The organism is Streptomyces sp. NPDC058145 (genome assembly GCF_042884245.1).
GTDB lineage: Bacteria > Actinomycetota > Actinomycetes > Streptomycetales > Streptomycetaceae > Streptomyces.
This window is the reverse complement of sequence record NZ_JBHVUH010000017.1, coordinates 24,369-44,538: the sequence shown is the minus strand read 5'-3', so window position 1 is coordinate 44,538 and position 20,170 is coordinate 24,369. Positions and strand designations below refer to the sequence as shown.

General features: G+C 70.0%; 15 protein-coding genes and 5 pseudogenes. 15 read left to right on the top strand and 5 right to left on the bottom strand.

The window, feature by feature from the left end:
• Positions 1-13 precede the first annotated feature (13 nt).
• Genes ACFVVO_RS32215 through ACFVVO_RS32205 form a run of 3 tightly spaced genes read left to right on the top strand, consistent with a single transcriptional unit; the run spans position 14 to position 1,757 of the window.
• Positions 14-724 carry a hypothetical protein gene (locus ACFVVO_RS32215; protein WP_390059688.1) on the top strand — a complete coding sequence of 237 codons (711 nt, stop codon included), beginning with the start codon at positions 14-16 and terminating at the stop codon, positions 722-724.
• Positions 706-1,365 (top strand): hypothetical protein, encoded by a 660-nt coding sequence (locus ACFVVO_RS32210; protein WP_390059686.1) that lies wholly within the window; start codon positions 706-708, stop codon positions 1,363-1,365. The genes ACFVVO_RS32215 and ACFVVO_RS32210 overlap by 19 nt, the downstream gene beginning before the upstream one ends.
• A 29-nt stretch (positions 1,366-1,394) precedes the next feature.
• Entirely contained in the window at positions 1,395-1,757 is a 363-nt protein-coding gene (locus ACFVVO_RS32205) for a hypothetical protein (RefSeq protein ID WP_390059684.1), read from the top strand.
• A gap of 75 nt (positions 1,758-1,832) precedes the next feature.
• Here ACFVVO_RS32205 and ACFVVO_RS32200 read toward each other — a convergent pair.
• The 3 genes and pseudogenes from ACFVVO_RS32200 to ACFVVO_RS32190 all read right to left on the bottom strand — a co-directional run.
• Positions 1,833-2,309, bottom strand: a pseudogene (locus tag ACFVVO_RS32200) (IS5 family transposase); the annotation flags it as partial.
• Positions 2,310-2,910: 601 nt separating this feature from the next.
• Positions 2,911-4,539: a SpoIIE family protein phosphatase gene (locus tag ACFVVO_RS32195; RefSeq protein WP_390059682.1), complete on the bottom strand. Its 1,629-nt coding sequence runs from the start codon at positions 4,537-4,539 to the stop codon at positions 2,911-2,913.
• A complete protein-coding gene (locus ACFVVO_RS32190) occupies positions 4,536-5,126 on the bottom strand; it encodes a methanogen output domain 1-containing protein (protein WP_390059681.1) in 591 nt (196 codons plus the stop codon). Before ACFVVO_RS32190 ends, ACFVVO_RS32195 begins: the two co-directional genes overlap by 4 nt.
• Positions 5,127-5,333: 207 nt before the next feature.
• Between ACFVVO_RS32190 and ACFVVO_RS32185 the strand changes: the two genes are divergently transcribed.
• From ACFVVO_RS32185 to ACFVVO_RS32155, 7 genes and pseudogenes are all read left to right on the top strand, one after another.
• Positions 5,334-5,738 (top strand): ATP-binding protein, encoded by a 405-nt coding sequence (locus tag ACFVVO_RS32185; RefSeq protein ID WP_390059679.1) that lies wholly within the window; start codon positions 5,334-5,336, stop codon positions 5,736-5,738.
• Between the two features lie 369 nt (positions 5,739-6,107).
• On the top strand, positions 6,108-6,410 hold the full coding sequence (locus tag ACFVVO_RS32180; RefSeq protein ID WP_390059677.1) for an STAS domain-containing protein: 303 nt from the start codon (positions 6,108-6,110) through the stop codon (positions 6,408-6,410).
• Positions 6,410-7,381, top strand: a complete 972-nt coding sequence (locus ACFVVO_RS32175; RefSeq protein ID WP_390059675.1) for an anti-sigma factor RsbA family regulatory protein — start codon at positions 6,410-6,412, stop codon at positions 7,379-7,381. Before ACFVVO_RS32180 ends, ACFVVO_RS32175 begins: the two co-directional genes overlap by 1 nt.
• 714 nt (positions 7,382-8,095) lie before the next feature.
• Positions 8,096-8,278, top strand: a complete 183-nt coding sequence (locus tag ACFVVO_RS32170; RefSeq protein ID WP_390059673.1) for an STAS domain-containing protein — start codon at positions 8,096-8,098, stop codon at positions 8,276-8,278.
• Positions 8,279-8,538: 260 nt separating this feature from the next.
• On the top strand, positions 8,539-9,819 hold the full coding sequence (locus tag ACFVVO_RS32165; protein WP_390059671.1) for a SpoIIE family protein phosphatase: 1,281 nt from the start codon (positions 8,539-8,541) through the stop codon (positions 9,817-9,819).
• Between the two features lie 170 nt (positions 9,820-9,989).
• Positions 9,990-10,343, top strand: a pseudogene (locus tag ACFVVO_RS32160) (transposase family protein); the annotation flags it as partial.
• A gap of 1,258 nt (positions 10,344-11,601) precedes the next feature.
• A complete protein-coding gene (locus tag ACFVVO_RS32155) occupies positions 11,602-12,831 on the top strand; it encodes a PP2C family protein-serine/threonine phosphatase (RefSeq protein ID WP_390059669.1) in 1,230 nt (409 codons plus the stop codon).
• Positions 12,832-12,974: 143 nt separating this feature from the next.
• Here ACFVVO_RS32155 and ACFVVO_RS32150 read toward each other — a convergent pair.
• A pseudogene (locus ACFVVO_RS32150) lies at positions 12,975-13,232 on the bottom strand (transposase); the annotation flags it as partial.
• 120 nt (positions 13,233-13,352) lie between these two features.
• On the opposite strand from ACFVVO_RS32150, the gene ACFVVO_RS32145 reads away from it, so the two are divergent.
• From ACFVVO_RS32145 to ACFVVO_RS32125, 5 genes and pseudogenes are all read left to right on the top strand, one after another.
• Positions 13,353-14,474 carry a PP2C family protein-serine/threonine phosphatase gene (locus tag ACFVVO_RS32145; RefSeq protein ID WP_390059667.1) on the top strand — a complete coding sequence of 374 codons (1,122 nt, stop codon included), beginning with the start codon at positions 13,353-13,355 and terminating at the stop codon, positions 14,472-14,474.
• Positions 14,475-14,775: 301 nt separating this feature from the next.
• Entirely contained in the window at positions 14,776-15,834 is a 1,059-nt protein-coding gene (locus tag ACFVVO_RS32140) for a zinc-dependent alcohol dehydrogenase family protein (protein WP_390059666.1), read from the top strand.
• Positions 15,835-15,968: 134 nt separating this feature from the next.
• A pseudogene (locus tag ACFVVO_RS32135) lies at positions 15,969-16,555 on the top strand (IS5 family transposase); the annotation flags it as partial.
• A gap of 354 nt (positions 16,556-16,909) precedes the next feature.
• Positions 16,910-17,347 (top strand): hypothetical protein, encoded by a 438-nt coding sequence (locus ACFVVO_RS32130; RefSeq protein ID WP_390059664.1) that lies wholly within the window; start codon positions 16,910-16,912, stop codon positions 17,345-17,347.
• A complete protein-coding gene (locus ACFVVO_RS32125; protein WP_390059662.1) occupies positions 17,344-19,434 on the top strand; it encodes a hypothetical protein in 2,091 nt (696 codons plus the stop codon). The genes ACFVVO_RS32130 and ACFVVO_RS32125 overlap by 4 nt, the downstream gene beginning before the upstream one ends.
• Here the strand turns inward: ACFVVO_RS32125 and ACFVVO_RS32120 are convergent.
• Positions 19,435-20,074 (bottom strand): annotated as a pseudogene (locus ACFVVO_RS32120) (FAD dependent dehydrogenase).
• Positions 20,075-20,170: the final 96 nt, after the last annotated feature.

Below are 20,170 nucleotides of genomic sequence, written 5' to 3'. Positions count from 1 at the left end.
TCTGGCCGGTACCGTGCTCGCTTCCCCGGCCCCGGTGGTGGACCTGGTCAGGCGGCGCAGGGAACCCGTCGTCGTCCGGACGCTGCGGTCGACCGGCGCCGCGGTCCTCGCCTACCTCGCCGGTCTGTGGCTGTCCGGCAATGCGCAGCCCCTGCTGGCTCCGCTGACGGCCTTACTCGTCGTGCAGGTCACGCTGTACGCGACCTTGACCCTCGGCATCCGGCGCATCGCCGGCGTGGTCGCCGAACTGGTGCACGGCGCCTCCGCCCGCCGTGTGACAGCCTGGCTGGAGGAGGCGCGGCGACTGGATCACCAGACCGCCGATGTGGACGCGGCCCTGGCCAGGGCCGGGGAGAGCTTGCGCCTGAATCCGCGGGGACGTCCGGCACCCGGCGCCAGGCTGGTCCTGCGCAGCGGTCTGGACGCCATGGAGCACTGCTCCGTCGACCTGCGCTCCCTGTGCCGGACCTTCGCCGACCTACGACTCATGAACGCACTGGACATCGACAAACGCCTGCACGCCTCGCACACCGAGGACTGCCCGGAAGCCCGGCGCCGACCGACCGGACCACGCTGGGAGGTCTGCTGCGTTCGCTGCGGTCCGGCGAACTGCAGGGGTGGTGGGGCGGTCGCATGGATCCGAGCAGGAGCTGGCCGTTCGACCGCTCCGGACGATGAAGAACACATCGCGAGCTGGGAGGAACAATGCGGAACCGGACACTGAGCAAGATCGGCACACAGCTGTTGCGTCTGCGCCACGACTCGTCGCAGAGCTCACAGGACCGGGCGGCGCCGGCCGACTACGGACTGGACCACAGGCAGGTCGCCGAATTCATCGCCGGCACGCTGGACGCGGAGGGTGAGGCGGCGCTCGCCCATCAGGTGGCGCGGCAGCTGCCCTTCCACTGGACCTGGCCCAACCGGGTCGCGGAGGCGATGTCGCAGATCATGGACCACTTCGGTGATCAGCGTGAGCTGATGGCCTGGCTGGATCGGCATCCCGGCCTGCCACGGCTGGTGGCCCGCCTGTACGTCTTGATGGGCCTCCTCGACTGGTACAGCGCGGTGCCGGCGGTCGTGACCGCGATGCGTGAGTACCGGGAGCGGACACCGTATCCGCCGGGCCTGGAGTCCTACCTGGTGCCTGCCACCGATGACGACACGCTCGCGAGCATTGCTTTCAAGGTCGAGAAACTGCTCGGCGAGGAGCGGACCCGGGAGGCCGTCGAACTGGCCCTGGCCACTGCGACATGGCTGCAGCAGATCGCGCCGCGCGCGCGGGAACTCGCTCGTGAGGTCGGCGACTTGGACGAGCTGATGGGGCAGGCGCGGCAGGACATCCGGTCTGCAGCAGCCGACATCTGAACACGACAGTCGATGCGGCGGTAAACGGCATGACGGTGAAACTGAACGCGATGGCGTTCGGCCACGCAAAGAAACTGACCGAAGAGGGCCGGATCGTCCTGGACGACCGGGACGAGTGGAGCGAGCACCGGCCTTCGGCAGCGGACGAGAATGCCTACCTCGAGGAGCACGGATTCGCCGAGTACGCCAGGTGGTACCTGGGCATCGACGACGAGATGGGAAACGAGACCAAGGGCCGGTACAAGTTCCCCTACGGCGATTTCGAGCGCGTCCACCGCTGCGGTGTGCTCTCCGCCGAGATACGCGCCGGACAGCAGAAATACGCGGACATCGAGAACGCCGCTGCGCACCTGCACGGGTTGCTGGATGGCAGGCGGGCCGGGAACCGGTGACAGCGCCGAAAAAGTGCACCCTCACCCGGCCCCCGGCGACGGATCGTCCAGTGGCGCTAGGTTCTGTCTCCTTGGTCAGCGTCGTGTCCAGATGACGATGGCGGCGAGGTGGAGTGCGGCCGGGTAGGCGATCGCGAGTTTGTCGGTTCGTGTGGCCAGGCCGCGCCACTGTTTGAGGCGGTTGATGCACCGCTCGACGGTGTTGCGGTGCTTATGGCGTCCGCGTCGAAGCCAGGCGGGCGTCCGCCTTGGCGGCCCCGCCGCAGACGGCGGCGGATCTGGTCCGACGGCTGCGGGATGACCGCACGGATCTGCCGGCGGCGCAGGTGGCTGCGGATCGCGCGGGATGAGTAGGCGCGGTCGGCCAGGACCATGGTGGGGCGGGTCCGGGGCCGGCCACTGCCGATTTTCGGCACCCGGATGCGCGCCATGACCGTCTCGAAGGCGGGCGCGTCACCGGCCTGGCCCGCTGTGACGGTCAGAGCCAGGGGCCGTGCGTGGCCGTCCGCGGCCAGGTGGATTTTCGTGCTCACCGCCGCGGGAGCGTCCGAGCGCGTGATCGGCGGGCTCGTTGGGGCCGGCTGCCCCGTTACGTTCTTCGTGGCCTCGCAAGGAGGCTCCCGGCCTTCGGCCCCGGTATGACTTGTGCCCCCAGTCGAGATGATCGAAAAGCACGAGCGCCAAACCCTCAACCGGATACGGCAGTCTGTTCGTAACGTGGATGCCGGCACGCTGATGCCGCAGGTGAGGCCGGGAAACAGGCGAGGGCGGGAGCGGCGGTCGTGACGGACGAAACCAACATCGGCGAGACCGATCACCGGGCGCGGGGAGAAGCTACGGGGACGGGACGACTCGCTAGCCGTGGGCATGAGGCCTGACTGGGAAGCGGGCGGCGGTACAAGGCGGTGCGCGCCGGGCGCCGGCTGGGAACAGGGGCGGACGGCGCCCCTTGGTGGTGACGTCAGGGACGGGCCGTCGGTGGTGCAAGCGCGGGGTCACAGCCGCAGGGACCGGGTCGGTTCGCGGGCCTGGCCCCTGGCGCCGCACAATGCACGGCTCGAGGAGATTTCGACGGCGCTTCTGGACGGAGCGGGCTATGACGCGGGGCGGCGTCCGCCACGGGTACCGACGTATTCGGACTCCCTGCTCCGGATCACCGGGAGCAATTACTCTCCGGCGCCTGCCGAAGACTGGAACGCGCAGTGCCCGGTGGGGGGAAGCGGACGGCGAGCAGGGCTCGGTCGTCGGGGAACGCCGCCTCGGGCTGGTGGTGAAGGAACCGGTCGCACAGCTCGGCGATGCCCAGGGCCCTGGTGGTGCGCGCGCACGTGGTCAGCCGTTGCATTCCTATGGCGAGGTCTTCGCGACGGCGCTCGATCAGCCCGTCTGTGTACAGCAGCAGGGTGTCGTTCTCGGTCACGGTGGTGTCGGCCTGTCGGTAGCAGATGTTCCGGACGGGTCCGAGCGGTGGTGAGGTGGCGTCGTTGAGGTAGGCGCTGGTGCCGTCGGCGTGGATGAGCAGCGGTGGAGGATGGCCGGCTCTGGCGTAGGTCAGGGCGCCGGTGCGGCGGTCGTAGACCAGGTAGCAGGCGGTGGCCATGCTGTTCGGATGGTAGCGGCCGATGAAGGTGTTGAGCTCGTCCAGGACGGCGGCGGGGTCGGTGCCGCAGCGCGGCACGATGTTGCGCAGGGCGGCGGTGATCTGGGCCATGACGGTCGCTTCGTGCAGTCCGTGGCCGGCGACGTCGCCGATGCTCAGGCCGATGTGATCGGCGTCCACGTCGTAGACGTCGTACCAGTCGCCGCCGACCGAGAGCAGGTCACTTCCCGGGGCGTAGCAGGTGGCCGTCTCCAGACCGGGCAAGTGTGGCAGCTGCGGCAGCAGGCTGAGCTGCAGGCGTTCAGCGACCCGGTGCTCGTGCTCGTGCAACCCGGCCCGGCGCAGGGCCTGGGCGATCTGCTGGGCCACAGCCGTCACGTGCGCGGGAGCGGTAGAGCTGTGTGAGCCGTAGACGATGAGCATGCCCAGCTGGACACCGTCCGCCTCCAGCGACAGCGCGAGCGGAACCGCATCCGCGGCTCCACCGGGAAGCGAGCCGTCCGAGGAAGAAGGCCGGTCCAGGTCGGTCCAGCCCCCCGCGTCAGCCGGAAGACCGTTGTCCCCCGGCTGCAGGGGCGGCACCAGCCGCGCCGAGTGCAGATAGAGCTCCGCCGCGGTGGCCCCCAGGGCGGCGGGCGCCACTTCACTGACGACGCGGGAAATCTGCGCGAGGGTGATCGCACCGGCAAGGGCGGCGGTCAGCTCGTACAGGTGCTGCAACTGGGCACGGGCGGCCTGTTCAGCGGCCAGCAACCGCGCCCGGTCCACTTCGCTGGCCCGACGGAAGGCAACCTCTCGGTTCAGCGCCTCCACCTGCTGGCTGAGCACCACGAACTGGTCGGACGCCCCGGCCTCGACAAGATGCAGCTGCAGCGCCGGCTGCGGGCCGTCCCACCACGAGGCCCGCGCCCCGTGACAGCGAAAACGCCGCGTGCGACCGTCAGCGTCCTTGATGACCAGCGCGCCGGGCACCGGGCTGCCGCTGCGCAGCCATATAGCCAGCTGCTGACGCAACCATGGTGTGTCGTCGGGCCGTAGCTCGAACAGGCTGGCGCCCGGGCGCAGTCGGTCGTCACAGCGGCCGGCCGCAGGGTTGGCGGCCAGCACGCGGCCGTCGGCCCCGCACAGCAGCACCGGGTGAGGCAGCTGTTTGGTGATGGCCCGGAAGAGGCCAAGGGTCATTGAGCCACAGCCTGATCGCCGAAGTATTCACGGCCACTCACCGTCTCGACATCCACGTCGGGGACCAGGTGGACCACCACGCGGCAGCCCGCGTCGCCGCGCGCGATGGTCTCCTCCAGCTCCACCCGCGCATAGCCCAGGTTGCGGGCGGCGATGGTACCGAAGACGTTCGATGTCATCATGCACATCGACTCCCGGCCCACCACCTTCTCTGCGAACGGACACACCCGGTTGCCCAGCACGATCTTCTTCTCGTCGTGCTCGATGACGCAGAAGTCACCGTTGATGCGGCGCTTGAGATCCACGAGGGCCTCGGCGACCTGCTCACCTGTGAGCCGGTCGGCTCCCAGCGCCTTGAGGTACATCTCGTCGATCTGCGTGCCGACGGCCTGCCCCACCAGACTGACGTAGCCGGACGCCTCCTCCAGACCGATCACCGACTCCAGCGACGTCGCCAACTCACGCACCAAAGTCCGCAGGAACACATCACGATCCAGTGGAATCTCCACATCCGAAACCTGTCCCATGCCGACTCCCTCGCCCTCAGGCCACGACGGCAGCGCGACCGGCGTGGCCTCATTTCCCATGACGGGACCTGATTCTGCCAGCGCCCTCCCGCCCGCCACCACCAACCCTGTCCCTAGGTCGACGGATGCCTTCACTTGCATCTGACGGCCCCCGGCCGACACAGATGGTTGACCAGGCAGCCATGGGTAACCCGACAGATGACTGCCGCCGGCTGAGCACCGCCCCTGTCGGCGGCGGCGTTGGGCCACCCACGCTGGAGGAAGCTCGTGAGAGGCGAACCGACCATCCCATCCTGCGAGTCGCGTTTCCCTGCGGTCACGGCGAGCATCGCAGCCGCCCGGCACTGGGTCCGCGATTGTGTGGAAGGCTTCGGCGGGCCGCTGCGTCGGCACCCGGTGATCCAGACCGCCGAACTGCTCGTTTCGGAACTGATCACCAACGCCATCCGCCACGGCGCCGGCCCACCCCTTATCCGACTCACCTGGACCGGTCGGCTGCTGCGCATCGCGGTCAGCGATTACGGCGACCGCCAGCCCCGCATACGCGCCACTCCGAACACCGAGCCCGGCGGCTTCGGCATGCAGCTCCTCGAACGGCTCGCCCTACGCTGGGGCGTCACTCCACGCCACCCCGGCAAAACGGTCTGGGCGGAACTCAGCCTCGGCTCCTGAGGTTGCCTTTCCCGGCGCGGAACGCCACTACGGGAAGACGCCCGCCGAAGGAGCCGGTCCCGTGACCCGCCATAGCTCGCCTCATCGGGACCCATGCCGACCCTGCCGGGCCCTGCGGCCTGCCTTTCCAGGTCGAAGGTCAAGATGCGATCCGCGACCCTCGCGCGGATGAGAGGCGCGGATCACAGTTCGCGCCAGCCGTGTGCATTCCATCTCTTGGCCAGGCTGGGCGTCCTCGGTGCCCGGCCGGGTATCGTCCTAGCTGATCGATAGGGGGCCGCCGTGCGGCCGGACCCAGGGAACTGGGGGAAGAGCGTGGGTGTCCCACCTGGCGTGGGCGGGTCAGCTGTCGCGCCGCCACGTGGCGCGGTGCTGCAGATCGATCCGTTGCCTGACAATGCTGGGCTGGGGGTGATCGGGGAGATCAGCGTGAACACACGGACCGTTTGGCAGCAGACTCTGAAGCAACTGGCCGAGCGTCGCACGGCCGTGCTGCATGTGGATCTGTCCCGGGTGAGGTTCGTCGACGTGGCCGGTGTGACGGACCTGGCGGTCACCGCCCAGCGTCTCCCCGAAGGACAGCGGATCGTGCTTCACCGACCTCCGGCGCAGGTGCCACGCATTCTTGAGCTTTTCTGGCCCGGGCTTGCCGCGATCGAGGTGGCTGCGTGATGAGCACAGCCACCTCGCACGAGCCGTTCGTTCACCCGGCGCTCTTCTACCGAGGCAGCGACCAGTACATCGCGGGAACGGTTCCCTTCCTGCGAGAAGGGCTGGACGCCGGTGAGCCCGCAGCCGTCGCCGCCCCGCCTGATCGCCTGGAGCTGATCCGCGAGGGGCTCGGGGAGCGAGCAGCAGAGGTCCGCTTCATCGACATGACCGAGGCCGGCCGCAACCCCGGCCGCATCATCCCCAGTGTGCTGCGCAAGTTCGCCGACGCCCACACGGGAGCCCGCCGGGTCCGCATCATCGGTGAGCCAATCTGGCAAAGCCGTTCCGCCGTCGAGTACCCGGCGTGCGTCCAGCACGAGGCGCTGATCAACGCCGCTTTCGCCGGGCGCGGGGCAACCATCTTGTGCCCCTACGACGCCGACCGGCTGGAGAAGCAGGCCCTCAGTGACGCCCTGGCGACCCACCCGGTCGTCATCGACGCGGATGGCGAGACGCAGTCTGCCGCCTACAGCCCCGAGCAGATCATCGCCCGCTACAACGAGCCCCTGCTCGCCCCACCTGTTGCCGCGGCCTGTCCTTTCGTCGCCCAGACACTGCCCGACGCCCGCGACTTCGCCGTGTCCCAGGCGCGGTCCCTGGGCGTGTCCGGCGTGAGCCTGGGGGATCTGGAACTCGCGGTGGCGGAGCTGACCACCAACAGCGTCGTTCACGGCGCCGGCTCGGGGACACTGCGGATCTGGGCCGAGAGTGACCGGATCGTCTGCGAGATCCACGACGGCGGACAGTTGACCGATCCGCTGGCCGGCCGCCGCCCGCCGCATCCGACGCAGCCTGGTGGCCGGGGACTCCTACTCGTCCACCAACTCGCCGACCTCGTCCGTGTGCACACCGGCCCCGACGGCACCACCATTCGCTGCTACCTCCCCGCCTCAGGTCAACGTGGCGGCCCCACTCGCACTTACCCGGTGTGATCAGCAGCGCCAGTGGACGCAGGCCACCCTCCCCAGCCAGGTGGATCTTGCAAGTAAGGCCGCCCCGAGAGCGCCCGAGTCCCTCGTCGGGACGGTGCTGCCGGGGTATCGCTTCTCGGAATCCGGGGAGTTCTGCACGGTGCTCCGGCCGGGCCGCTGGAGGGCCCGGCAAGAGGTGGAGTCCACGCTGACCGGGCTGCACCCACCTAGGGGCCGCGCATCCGCGCGCTAAGCCACCCTCCCGGCTTCAGGAGCACCCAGGGCTACCTCGACCCAGACTCTGAATCAACGGTGGGGCGCAGCACTCCACACCTCCTACGGCGCCCTGGCTGCTATCGCCTGCGTGGGGTGGCTGCCATATCTCTGCTGGGACGGTGCCGGTCGCCGGGGTCCCTGTGCACAGGGACGTACCGGCCACAGTCGGCGTCCCCGGCCGTGAGCCAACCTCCGGCCCACGGGGCGGCGGTGGCCTCCAGCACACGACCGGCGAGCGGGCCACCCACGAGTCGAACGATCACGGTGGTACCTCATCCGGCGGGACTCTCCCGCCTCACCCCTTGGTAGGGCTGGCACAGGAGGACAGCACTGGGGCGCCGGCGACTTCCGTCCCGGCTCCGCCGCCGGGCTGACGGCGGTGAAGCGCGGCGGCCACTGCTGTTACAGGGGGCGGCGGCCGGCGATCGCGCCGCCCGGGTCGTCCTGGACCTGCACCAGGTGACCTTCATGGACTCCACTGGCATCAACATCCTCATCGCCGCACACCGCGCCCTCACCCAGGCCGTCGGCTGGCTCCGCCTGGCACGTCCGACAGGTGCGGTGCTGCGCACCCTGCTACTCGTCGGCCTCGACACCGTCATCGACTGCCACGAAACCCTCCACCAAGCCCTAACCAACTGACCTCGCAGGCCGGCCTCAATCACGGAACCGACGACCTGTTCGCAGCTGGCATCGCAGACGCAGCCGGCCTTGATGAGGCTCTGCCCGTCTGACGTGAGCGCCTTGGCCTACCGCTCAGGCGGCGGCCGGGATGTGGCTGCCCACGCGGCACACGTCCGACGAGCGAACGCAGCTGCCACCCGCTGCCGCCAGCGAGCTCGGCGAGCGCGGGAGCCGGACCCTTCGTAGATTGAGGAGCGAGCCACTGGCAGGGAATGCGTGTGACACCGAAGATCGACTACCCCGGGGTGTTCGCCGCCCTTCCAAGCCCGTGCCTGGTGCTCGGCACGGACCTGGTGATCGCCGACGCCAACCCGGCCTTCTGCGCGGTGACCGGGCGGACCCGCGGCGAGCTCGTCGGGCAGTACCTCTTCGACACCTTCCCGAACAACCCCGCCGACCCCGAAGCCGACGGGGTAGCGACGCTGAAGGACTCACTGCACCGGGTGCTGTCCTCCCGCCAGACGGATCACATGGCGTTGCAGAAGTACGACATCCCGATCGCCGGCAACCGTGAGGCGTTCAAGGAGCGGTGGTGGACCGCGATCAACGTGCCGGTCCTCGGCCCGGACGGAGAGGTCGCCTGGATCATCCACCGGTCCGAGGACATGACCGAGGTCGTCCGCGCCCGCCGCACGGCGAACCTGCCGTCGGTCAGCCCCGGCCGGGAAGCGGCCATGGAAGCCGAGCTGTACTCCCGGGCACGGCAGCTGCAGCGGCTGAACGAGGAACTGCGGCAAGCCCACGCGCGTGAACGGCGCATCGCCGTCGCCCTCCAAGAAGCCATGCTCCACTCCCCCGATCTCGCCCGACACCCGGACATCGCCGTGCGCTACCTACCCGCGACCGGATCACTGAACGTGTGCGGCGACTGGTACGACGCGGTCGACCTGCCCATGGACCGCTTCACTGTCACGGTGGGCGACGTGGTCGGCCACGGGCTGATGGCCGCCACCGTCATGGGCAGGCTTCGCAGCGCGCTGAGTGCCGCCACCCGCGCCGTCTACGGCCCCGCCCAAGCATTGGAGGTGCTGGGGCTGTATGCGCGTTCGGTCGAGGGCGCACTGGCCGCCACCGCGGTCGAGGTCCTCGTGGACTGCCACAGCCACCTGCTCATCTACAGCAGCGCCGGCCACCCCCCGCCCGTGCTGCTGCACGCGGACGGCAGCTGCGACCTGCTCGACCGGGCCACCGACCCACCGCTGGGCGCCCGCCCCGAACACGTCCCCCGCCCCCAGGCCACCGCGCCCTACACTCCCGGCGACACCCTCATCCTCTACACCGACGGGCTGATCGAACGCCGCGGCGAGGACATCGACGCCGGCCTAAACCGCCTGACCGACGCACTCGCCACCTGCACCGAGTTCAGCGCGGAACACCTCGCTGACGCGCTCCTCGCCCGCCTCGACGTCGCCAGCGGTGCCAACGACGACATCGCCATGGTCGTCGTCCGCCTGGACCGACCGGCCCTGAAGCGGGCGGTAGGCACGGTGCGGTCATAGCGCAGGACATCCCAGAGCAGTGCGCAGCGTCTTCGCAGTCGTCAAAGGCGTGAAAGCTTGATCAATGCGCCTCGCATTCTCGTGTATTGCTGGATGGCCAACCGGACGCCTTGCGAGCGAGCGGGCGCTGCTGCCGCACCCCGGTGGTGCGGTTGGTGCGTTGGCTGGGCATGGGCGGGGTGATCTCAGCAGATGATCCGAAGTGGATCGAGCCGTTTGCGGGTCTGACCGAGGTGCAGTTCGCCAGGCTGGTGGCACTGGTGCGGCGTCGCGGTGGCGATGTTCAGCGTGGCCGGCCGTGGCGGCTGTCGCTCGAAGATCGGGTGTTGCTGGTGGCAACGTACTGGCGCACGAACCTCATGTTGCGGCAGGCGGCGTCGTTGTTCGGAGTCTCGAAGTCCGCGGCTGACAGGATCCTCGAACACCTCGCAGCGCTGCTGGCGATCCTCCCGGCCTGTCGGCCGCGCAAGGACACCGTCTACATCGTCGACGGCACCCTGGTTGCCGGCGGACCACATCCGGTCCGCACGCTCTTCGACAGTTTCCTCACGCCCCCGCCGCAGGAGGGGAGGACCAGAGGCGTTATCCGAGGGCCCTTCCGCTGTCCTCACCATGCCAAACTCTCTCGCAGGGTTCCCGTTAAGCGCCTTCCCACAGGTGGCAACGTAGCGCGCTTACGCCGGCACAACCCCATGCTGTCGTGAGACACCGCATACGCTGGGAGTACGCGCCACCCTCAGGAACCAGGGAGGTGTGTCGTGGTCCACGCCCATCGCTTCCACCTAGAGGTGGAAGGTCACTCCGTCACGGTGCAGACACGCCATGCCGCACGCGAGACCGAGCTACTCGTGGACGGCAAGGTGGTTGGTTACCAGCACGCTCACGCCGGGCACCGCGAACCCATGACCGCACTCACTGCCGAGCTGCCCGGTGATCCGCCCCAGCCTATCCAGATCACTCTGCAGTTCGGCGAGGCCCCCGAGCATGCCGCCAACTGTGTGATGGAGATCGCCGGACGCAGGCACCCTATGCCTGCAATGCCGCTGCTGCAGCCCGACACCGCCGTGTCCGGCAGGGCGCGGCCCTCCTTGCGTTCGATGCGCAGGCTTCTACGTAGACACCTGCGACGCACACACCGCCGATGACCGACCTGGGAGGAGCACGGAGGCCGAATCCTTACCGCCGGAAGCTGGGAGTTCTCCGTCCCCGCAAGCGGCACGGAGATCGATCAGGGGGGTGTGACAGCGAGCGGCCGGCGCTCAGCCGTGTCAGCTGCCCGTCGCCTCCGACCGCCCGGGCGACTTCTATGCGTTCAGTGTTCGGACCCAATGACGCGGGCGATAACCCGGGCTCCTGCGACATCGACTTGGATCCACGATCTCGGCGTCCGCAGAGCTCCGCAATCGGGGAGGGCCGAGGCATTCGTCGCCACCACGGACGGTCGCCGTCGTTCACTGCCCAACTCAATGACTGGCAAGTGGAAGGACTGCGCACCGAGGTGGCTGCACCCGGGGGGATCGGGTCCCGGTATGGCGCCCGCACGTCGGAGCCATACCCGCAGGCGAGCAGCCCTTCCAGCGACGCCGTAACGCCGGGGGACCCAGAGCAGTAGCGGGAAGAAGCAGACGTTGAAGGACCGTCGAGCAGCTCGCCTCTGATCGTCGAGTCGGCAGCCGCGCCTGTGAGCAACCGGGTGCCGATGCGGGGCTCCGCGCCGCGCGGCTGATGGTATGGCGGTGGGTTGCCTTGAGTCACGAGGACGGTGGGGAGGTAGGGCGAAGAGTGAGCCAGAGCGATGGCGGCGAGCACGGCAGGCCGGCGGGAGGGCCGGCTGCGGCGTGGTGGGTGATGCTCGAGCGGGCGGTCGAGACGATCGGCACCTCCTTGGCCGAGCGGACAACATGCGAGGAACTGGCCGTGTTCCTGTGCCGGCATCTGTGTGACGCGGCGACCGTGGAGCTGATCGGTGAGGCCGTCGACACTGGCCCACCGGACGTCGTCGTCCGTGTGACGGCCGACCCTGGTGGCCTCCTCGAACGCTTCCGCCCTGAAACCGCCCTTCACGTCGAAGCAAGGGACGAGGGACAACCGATCCTCCGTTCGGGCAAGCCTCCGTACGGTCTGTCAGTCCCCCTGATCAGCCACCAGCGCCTGTACGGCACCGCTCTAGCACTGCGCACAGGGCTGCCTTTCACGCGGGACGACACGGCCGCGGTGCACTTCGCGGCCCGGCTGGCCGCCGTCCATGTCCGGCACGCTCGCGCCTATGGCCAGGTGCGCGATACGGCGACGCACCTACAGCGCGCGCTGCTCGACGAGCCCGGTCAGCCACACCCGAACCTGGACCTGGCCACGCGCTACCTCCCGTGGGGAGGCGGTGCTCTGGTCGGCGGCGACTGGTTCGAGACTGTCCGGCTCCACTACGGGCGCACCTTGCTCGTCGTGGGGGACGTCATGGGGCATGGGCTCGACGCGGCCGTCGACATGAACGCGTACCGCTCGATGCTCCGGTACATCGCCTCGACCGACCTGCCGCCGCACAGGGTGCTGCGCCAGCTGGATGCCATGGTCACAGCCGAAAGCGGCAGACGGCCCGCCACGTGCTTGCTGGCGCGGATCGATCCCGCCAGAGGGGTTGTGGCCCTCGCCAGCGCCGGCCATCTGCCCCCGGTGGTGTTCTCCGCGGACGGCACTGGGGAACTGGTGCCCGTCCCCGTCGGACCTCCCCTGGGAACGGGACTCGCCGGATACGACATGTCCGTCCGCCGCCTTGCACCCGATGAGACGCTCCTGATGTTCACCGACGGCCTGGTGGAGCGCCGCGGCGAGGACATCGACGACTCGCTCACCCGGCTGACCGCTCTGCATCCGTCGCCGGGCGGCACGGTCCAGGGGCTGCTCGGCGAGGTGTTGGAGCACCTTGACGCCGAGCATGCCGAAGACGACGTCGCCGCCCTGGCCGTCCGCGCCCGCTACCACCCCGGCCCTCATCTGGCGGGCCCGCCCTGGTAAGGACTCAGGCGGGCACATGCCCACCGAAACGGCACGAACCCACGCCGGTGACGACGACAGCTACGGCGCACGGTCCGCCGCCGGGAATGTACCCGGCCGGCGTAGCGTGAAGCGCCGCAGCGCTGCGTTGCGCTGCGGGGAGCGCCTCGCTTCCAGAGCAGGCGACGGTGTTCGTCGTAGTCGTAGCCGCGATAGGCGAACAGCCGTTTCGGTCTGCTCCGAGGACGCCCCGCCGTCCCTTTACCAGCGGGATCGCGTCCAGCAGCGGCGTGAGCCGGGTGACGTCGGCCGGTTGCCTCCGGTCACCGAGACGGCGAGCGGGGTGCCGTGCCGATCGACCAACGCGCGGTGGCCGCTGCGGTCCTGACGGGACCCGGGCCCCCGTGGCCGGTGCCTGGCAGGAATACCTCGTCCTGGATACGCGAACGCTACTGCCGGTCCCGGACCATCTGAGCGACTCCATAGGCCCGCCAACTCCCCGTCAACCCGTTGAACGCCCGGGCAAGTGGAAAGCTTGAGGCATGGCCTTGCGACCATGGCAGGACTTCCGGCGTTCCTGGCAGCCGGGTCACGCGCCCGCACTGATGGTGCTCCCACTGGGACTGATCGTTGCGGTCTGCGTGGTGGATGTGCTGGCTCCGCCGCACATCCACCTCGGGCCACTGCTGGTGGCGGCACCTGCGATCACGGTGGCGTTCGCCGGCGCCCGCGTGACAGCGCTGATGGGAGCGCTCGCCGTGGCGGCCCAGGTACTGATCGGCGTGCTCAGAGGGGTCCTGCCCACCGCCAACATCCAGGCGCAGATCATCGCCCTGATCGTCGTCTCCGCCGTCTGTGTCAGCGTCTGCGCCGTGCGGGACCGACGCGAGCGCCAATTGCACCAGGTGCGGTCCGTAGCCGAGGCAGCGCAGAGCGTGCTGCTGCAGCCACTGCCCGCCCGCACCGGCCCGCTTAGGATCGCCGGCCTGTACATCCCCGCGGAGGAGGAAGCCGATCTGGGCGGAGACCTGTACGCGGCCGCACGGACCGACCACCACAGCACCCGGCTCCTCATCGGCGACGTGCGCGGCAACGGGCTGGCCGCGATCAACAACGCCGCCCTACTGCTCGGCGCCTTCCGCGCAGCCGCCCACCGGCAGGCCACCCTGCCCCGCCTCGCAATCCACCTGGACGCCGCGTTCCGCTGGGACACCAGCCAGTGGCGACCACAGACGGAGCAGGACACTGACGAGGACTTCGCCACCGCCATCCTGCTCGACATCCCCGACCACGAACCGGTCGTCCACCTCATCAACTGCGGCCACCCCCCGCCGCTGCTCCTGCGCGGAACTCACATCACCCCACTCGTGCCCGAGGCGAGCCACCTTCCGATCGGACTCGGCGGTTCCTTCGGCATCGCTGCCTACGACGTCCAGACGTTCCCGTTCGAGGTCGGCGACCTGCTGCTCCTCCACACAGACGGCGTGATTGAAGCACGTGATGCCGACGGACTCTTCTACGCGTTCACCGACCGGGCGCCCGAGTGGACCAAGGACGACCCCGACGAACTCCTGCGCGCACTCCACGACGACCTCCTGGCTCACGTCCACGGACACCTCAACGACGACGCGGCCGTAGTCGCGATCCGCCGCCTGGCCGTCTGATCCCCGCACCTGGGAAACTCCTGGCCGAATGACTCAGCGGTCAGCCACCGGGAATCTTCCTTGGGCCGGGCGTAGCGTGGAGGAATCAGGATGGTGCGCCGGCGAGCGGTCCTGATCACGTGTCTTCCGAGGCCGCACGATCCCACGCACGCACGATCACTCCGAATGAGCCGGTGAAGGCCTGGAGCGGGCTTGCACGACGTCGGTCACAGCCTGGGCGCTGGCGGCATCGGCTTTGGTCCGGAGCCACCGCCGAGCTGTCTCAGGCGCTGAGAGACGGGAGGCCACTATGCCTCAATCGATGCGCGCGCTCGTGGCCGTGAAGGCCGGCGAGCCCACCGACGTCCTGCGGCTGGAATCCCGGCCTGTTCCCACGCCGAAAACCGGTCAGGCGCTGATCCGTGTGAAGGCGACTCCGATTCACGCCAGTGATCTGCACGTGCTGCGCGGCCGCTATGGTTTTTCTCCCACGTTCCCCGCTGTGGGGGGCGGCTTGGAGTGCGTAGGCCGTGTCGCGGCTCTGGGCCCGGACACCGAGGCACCGACGGTCGGCGAGCGCGTGGTGGTCGCTGCGGTCCCGGCGGTACCCGGGCCCCCGGTGGCCGGCACCTGGCAGGAGTACCTCGTCGCCGACACACTAAGACTCCTGCCGGTCCCCGACCATCTGAGCGACTCCAGCGCCTGCCAGCTCGCCGTCAACCCGTTGACCGCTCTGCTCCTCGTCACGCGCGAACTCGACGTACAGCCGGGCGAGTGGCTGCTGCAGACGGCTGCGGGCTCCACCGTGGGCCGGCTCGTCATCCAACTGTCCCGGCATCTGGGCATCCGCACGATCAATGTCGTGCGGCGACGCGCCGCCGTGGAGGAGATCAAAGCGCTCGGTGGTGACGAGGTCATCTGCACGGAGGACGAGGACCTGGTGCAGCGCGTCGCCGAGACAGCGGGACCGGACGGCGTACTCAAGGCTGCCGACTGTGTCGCAGGCCCCGTGGGCGCCCAGGTGTCCCAGGCACTTGCTCCCAGCGGGGAGCTGGTGGTCTACGGCGCACTCTCCACTCACCGGAAGACCGACCCTGCGGCACTGACGATCCCGCTGCAGGCACGTTCAGTCATCTACGAGACCAAAAGAATCCGTGGTTTCTGGTTGAACCGCTGGTTCGCCACCGCCTCACCCGAGATAGCGTTGCACGCGCTGGCCAGGGTTCGCGGTCTCGTCGCCGACGAGGTCCTCAGCATTCCCCGGGGTCGGCCGTTCCCGCTCGAGCATTTCATTGAAGCCGTCGCGCTCGCTGAGGCACCCGCACATGGCACCAAGCCACTGTTCGTCATCGAAGACGGCCGGGACGAAGACGGCAAGTAGGAAGCGGCCCTGCTGGTGACGGCCACGGCGTGCCAGAGCCGCCAGATGAAGCCTCCGCCGTTCCACCAGGGCAGCGCCTGTGCCGTGTGGGTCTGGTGCACGATCGGGTGACATCTGAACTGGCTTGCCCGGTGCATCGACGGTTCGTCATCTGGTCGCGGGCCGGCCTGTGGGGGCGGCTGCACCAGAAGGTCCTGCAGCTCCTGGACGAGCAGGGCCTAATCGACCTGTCGAGGGCCGTACTCGACTCCGCTCACGTGAGGGCCAAAAAAGGGGCGAACTTGCAGGTCCGACCCCCGTGGACCGGGGTAAGCCCGGTTCCAGGATGCACATCCTGTCCGACGCGGACGGACTGCCCTCACGGGTCGGACTCTCCGCGGCCAACACCCACGACAGTCTCGCTCTGAAGCCGATGCTGTCCCATTTCCACATCGGACACGAATCCCACGCAGCCGATTCCAAGCCTGGGCGTCTTCATGCGGATAAGGCGTACGACGTTCCTCACCCGCGGCGTTGGCTGTGGGGCAAGCACATCGGCGTCCGCATCGCGCGTAAGGGCATCGACTCCAGTGAGCGACTCGGCCGCCGCAGGTGGGTCATCGAGCGGACCATGTCCTGGCTGACCGGGTACCGCCGACTCAACCACCGCTACGAACGCCAACCCTCCAACTACCTGGCCTTTCTCGGGCTCGCCGCCGCACTCTGCTGCTACAAACGGGTTCCTCAATCTGACCACGTAGGACACGTTCTTAATCTGATGGTCGCAGGTCAACCACTGCAACAGCAGCGGGTTTTGACCGGACCTGCGCTGCTCGTTGGCGGTGCTGCGGCTGGTGTCGGCGGTGCGGGTGGAGGTGGCCGACGGGCCATCCCGGCTGCCCTGCCCGCAGGACGTCTCCCCAGCGGAGGCCGAATGCGGGCGGGGTCTTCTTCTGCTGGACGCCATGGTCGACAAGTGGGCGTGGTGCCCGGTCCGGGAATCGGGAAAACCGTCTGGTTCGAGTGCGCGCCGCGCTAGGGTCCCTGTCCGGATTCAGGATGGTTCAGGACGTTAAGGCTGGACTGGGGGTTGGCGATGCTTGACGAGGTGATGACGGCGGCCGCCGCGGCGGGGGGCACCGCGGTGGTGGAGGCCGCCGGTTCGGACCTGTGGGCGTGGTTCCGGACACGGTGCGCCCGGCTGGTCGGCCGCGGTGACCCGGACCGGGAAGGTGAGGCGCTGGAGCGGCTGGACCGCACCGCCGCCGCGCTGGCGGCGGGCGAGGACGAGGGGGAACGGGAGTGGCAGCGCGAGGTGCAGGCACGCGTATGGCGCGGGGAGTTCGCCGCGCTGCTGGAGAGTGTGGCGGCGGCGGAGCGGGACGAGCTGGTGGCCGGGCTCGACGCGCTGCGGGCGCGGACCGGGGGCGAGGAAACCGGCGGGGCGGTGTCCGGGAACACCTTTCGCGGGCCGGTCGCCTTCCAGACGGGTGCGCACAGCACCCAGGACATCCGCTTCGGGACGGCGGGATGAGCGGGTCAGGTGCCGGGCCGGACGGGGTGAGCGGCAACGCCTTCCACGGGCCGGTCGTGCTGCAGACCGGCGCCGGCAGCACGCAGAACGTCCATCACCACCACGGCTCCGAGCCCCCGACCCCGCTGGACGCCTCGGCCGACGAGCTGGCCCGCGCTGTGTGGACGCAGTGGCAGGAGGAGGCCGGCCTACGGCGGCTGCTGGAGCCGCCCCCGCTGCCGCCGCGCTGGCGGGTGACCGGCCGGGACCTGTCGGGTCCCGTCGGCGCGGCGACCGCCAAGGGCCGGTGGGCCCGGTTCGAACCGCTGCCCGGCCTGGCGGCGGTGACCCAGGAGCGGCTGCGGGCCGGTGGTGGACTGGACGATCTGCACGCCGTTTACGGCGGGTTGGCCTCGGGCCGGCTGCTTCTGCTGGGTGCGCCGGCGGTGGGCAAGACGGCCACCGCGGTGCTGCTGCTGCTGGCCGCGCTGCGCCACCGCGCCCGGCCGGACCTCAGTGCGAAGGAGCGGGCGCGTGTCCCGGTGCCAGTGCTGCTGACGCTCGACGGCTGGGACCCGGCCCGGGAGAAGCCGACGGAGTGGGCGGCGCAACGGCTGTCCCGGGAGTACACGCTGTTCGCCGGGCGGGGCGGGCGCGGGCGGGCCCGGCAGCTCCTGGAGTCGGGACGGGTGGCACTGTTCCTGGACGGGCTCGACGAGGTCGACGGCAACAAGCTGCGGGGCGCGATGGTGACCGCGCTGGCGCAGGCTCCGTGCCGGCTGGTGTTGGTCTCCCGGGCGCTGGAGGCCGTACTGACCGCGAAGAGGTGCGCCCGGCTGGGCAGCGCCGTGGCGCTGGAGATCCAGCCCGTCGAGCCGGCCGAGGCCGCCACGTACCTGCTCGACCAGCTGCCCGACCCGGCGCCCGCCGCGTGGCGGGCGCTCACCGACCGGCTGCTGCATGCCCCGGACAGCGCGGTGGCCCGCGCCCTCGCCAAGCCGCTGACGATCACCCTGGTACGGGACATCTACGCCGACGACGGTCCGGTGGACGAACTCCTCGACAGCGCCCGCTTCGACACGTCCAGCGAGGTCGAGAACCATCTGCTGGACCACGCCGTCACCGCCGCCTACACCCCGCGGGCCGGCACCCCGGCCCCCCGATGGTCCGCGGAGACGGCGGAGCGGACCCTGCGGTTCGTCGCGCGGCGCCTCGCCGGCGAGGGGGACCGGGACCTGCGGTGGTGGCACATCACGGGGTGGGCGGAGGTCCGGCCCAGACGGCTCGCCATGTGGGCGCTGGTCAGCGTGGTGTGCGGGGTGCCCACCTCCGTCGTGATGTGGCTGGCCTCCCCCACCCTGTCCACCGTGCTGCTCGCGGTCCCGGGTGCGGTCCTGGGCGGCTGGGCGGCCGGCGACCGCTTCGCGGAACTCAGTGATCCGCAGCCGTTGCAGAGTGCCGGCTGGCGGGACATCTTCACTCCGGGAGCGATCGTCTCGGGCGTGGTGGAGTGGCTGGTCCTCGGCACAGCGGCGACACTGAGCGTCCCCCTGCTGCCGGGCGACAACCCGCCGCCCGCGTGGCTTTGCTTCCTCACCACCCTGCCGCTCGGGTACACCGGGGTACTAGTGACGGGCCGCGGCCACCAGATCGTGGCGGGCGTGCCGTTCCTGTCCGCCGGAGCGGGCTCCTGGTACGACGACGTACGGGAGCACTACAACCGCCCACCGTTGCAGGACACCCGTTCGGTCGGGCCCAGGGATGTGTGGCGGCACCACCTCGGACTGCGCCTCGTCCTCGGCCTGTTGACCGGGGTCGCGGTGGGGCTGCTGGCCGGGCCCCTGGTGGCCTGGTTCTTGGGCTCGCCCCTGGGCGCACTGGCCGCGTTCTCGGGTGCGCTGCTGACGGCTGTCATGGCCGGCCCGGTCTGCAACACGGCCGTCGCCACCGCCGCCACCGCCCTTCAGCTCTCCGCCCGCGAGGGCACCCCGGTGCGCCTGATGGCGTTCCTGGAGGACGCCCGCCGCCGCAACCTGCTCCGGGCGACCGGCCCGGTGTACCAGTTCCGGCACGCCCGCCTCCAGGAACGCCTGGCGCGGCCCCGCTGATCAGCTGGGTGCGCCGACCACCTCCCAGGCGGCGGCGGGGACTTCGGCCAGCTCCGTCCGCCGCAGCGTGCGCACCGCGTCCTCGGCGCCCGCCCCGCCCGGGGCGCTGCCGCTGAGCACGTCGTATCCGTGGCGCACGGCGACGTGCAGCCCGCGCTGTCCGCCGCCGTCACGGCGCAGGGCCGTGGCGACGGTGAGCGGCGGCGCCCCGCCCGCCTCGGCCGGTAGCTTGCGGTAGGCAATGGCGACGGGCGCGCGCCAGTGGAGGGCCAGCAGGAGCGGACGCTTGGCCGTCAACTCCGCCAGGTCTGTCTCCCGAATGCCCTCGGGCCCCAGTATCGTCGCACGCGCGTCCAGGACGACCGCGGCCGGCAGCAGGCAACAGGCAACGCAGCGTGCTGCCCACGAGGTTGCCGCCGACCGTCGCCGTCCGGCGTACGGCCCCGGTCCCCACCCCGGCGGCGGCCGTCTCGCGCCCGACGGCGTTGGCCTCCGGGACACCGCGCAGCGACATCGCCTGTTCGGGGAACCCGTCCCGCTGCCACTCGGCCCACAGCAGGGTGGCCCCGCCGATCGGCACGGCTCCCTCGGCCAGACAATCCTGCGCCTCGGACACGGAGATGGGCAGTCGCAACAGCATCCCGGCCGACCTGCCTTCCTGATCGTCGAGCGACATGGGCCAGGAACCGGTCACCCGTTGCCTGGCATGGCGCATTGTGGCCTCGGGGCCGGTGCC

What these genes read in the sequence shown, in the direction of transcription:
- ACFVVO_RS32140 (WP_390059666.1), top strand. Translation starts at nt 14,776, where the DNA reads ATGCGCGCGCTCGTGGCCGTGAAGGCCGGCGAGCCCACCGACGTCCTG.
- ACFVVO_RS32190 (WP_390059681.1), bottom strand. Translation starts at nt 5,126, where the DNA reads ATGGGAAATGAGGCCACGCCGGTCGCGCTGCCGTCGTGGCCTGAGGGC.
- ACFVVO_RS32210 (WP_390059686.1), top strand. Translation starts at nt 706, where the DNA reads ATGCGGAACCGGACACTGAGCAAGATCGGCACACAGCTGTTGCGTCTG.
- ACFVVO_RS32130 (WP_390059664.1), top strand. Translation starts at nt 16,910, where the DNA reads ATGCTTGACGAGGTGATGACGGCGGCCGCCGCGGCGGGGGGCACCGCG.
- ACFVVO_RS32195 (WP_390059682.1), bottom strand. Translation starts at nt 4,539, where the DNA reads ATGACCCTTGGCCTCTTCCGGGCCATCACCAAACAGCTGCCTCACCCG.
- ACFVVO_RS32175 (WP_390059675.1), top strand. Translation starts at nt 6,410, where the DNA reads ATGAGCACAGCCACCTCGCACGAGCCGTTCGTTCACCCGGCGCTCTTC.
- ACFVVO_RS32145 (WP_390059667.1), top strand. Translation starts at nt 13,353, where the DNA reads ATGGCCTTGCGACCATGGCAGGACTTCCGGCGTTCCTGGCAGCCGGGT.
- ACFVVO_RS32205 (WP_390059684.1), top strand. Translation starts at nt 1,395, where the DNA reads ATGACGGTGAAACTGAACGCGATGGCGTTCGGCCACGCAAAGAAACTG.
- ACFVVO_RS32125 (WP_390059662.1), top strand. Translation starts at nt 17,344, where the DNA reads ATGAGCGGGTCAGGTGCCGGGCCGGACGGGGTGAGCGGCAACGCCTTC.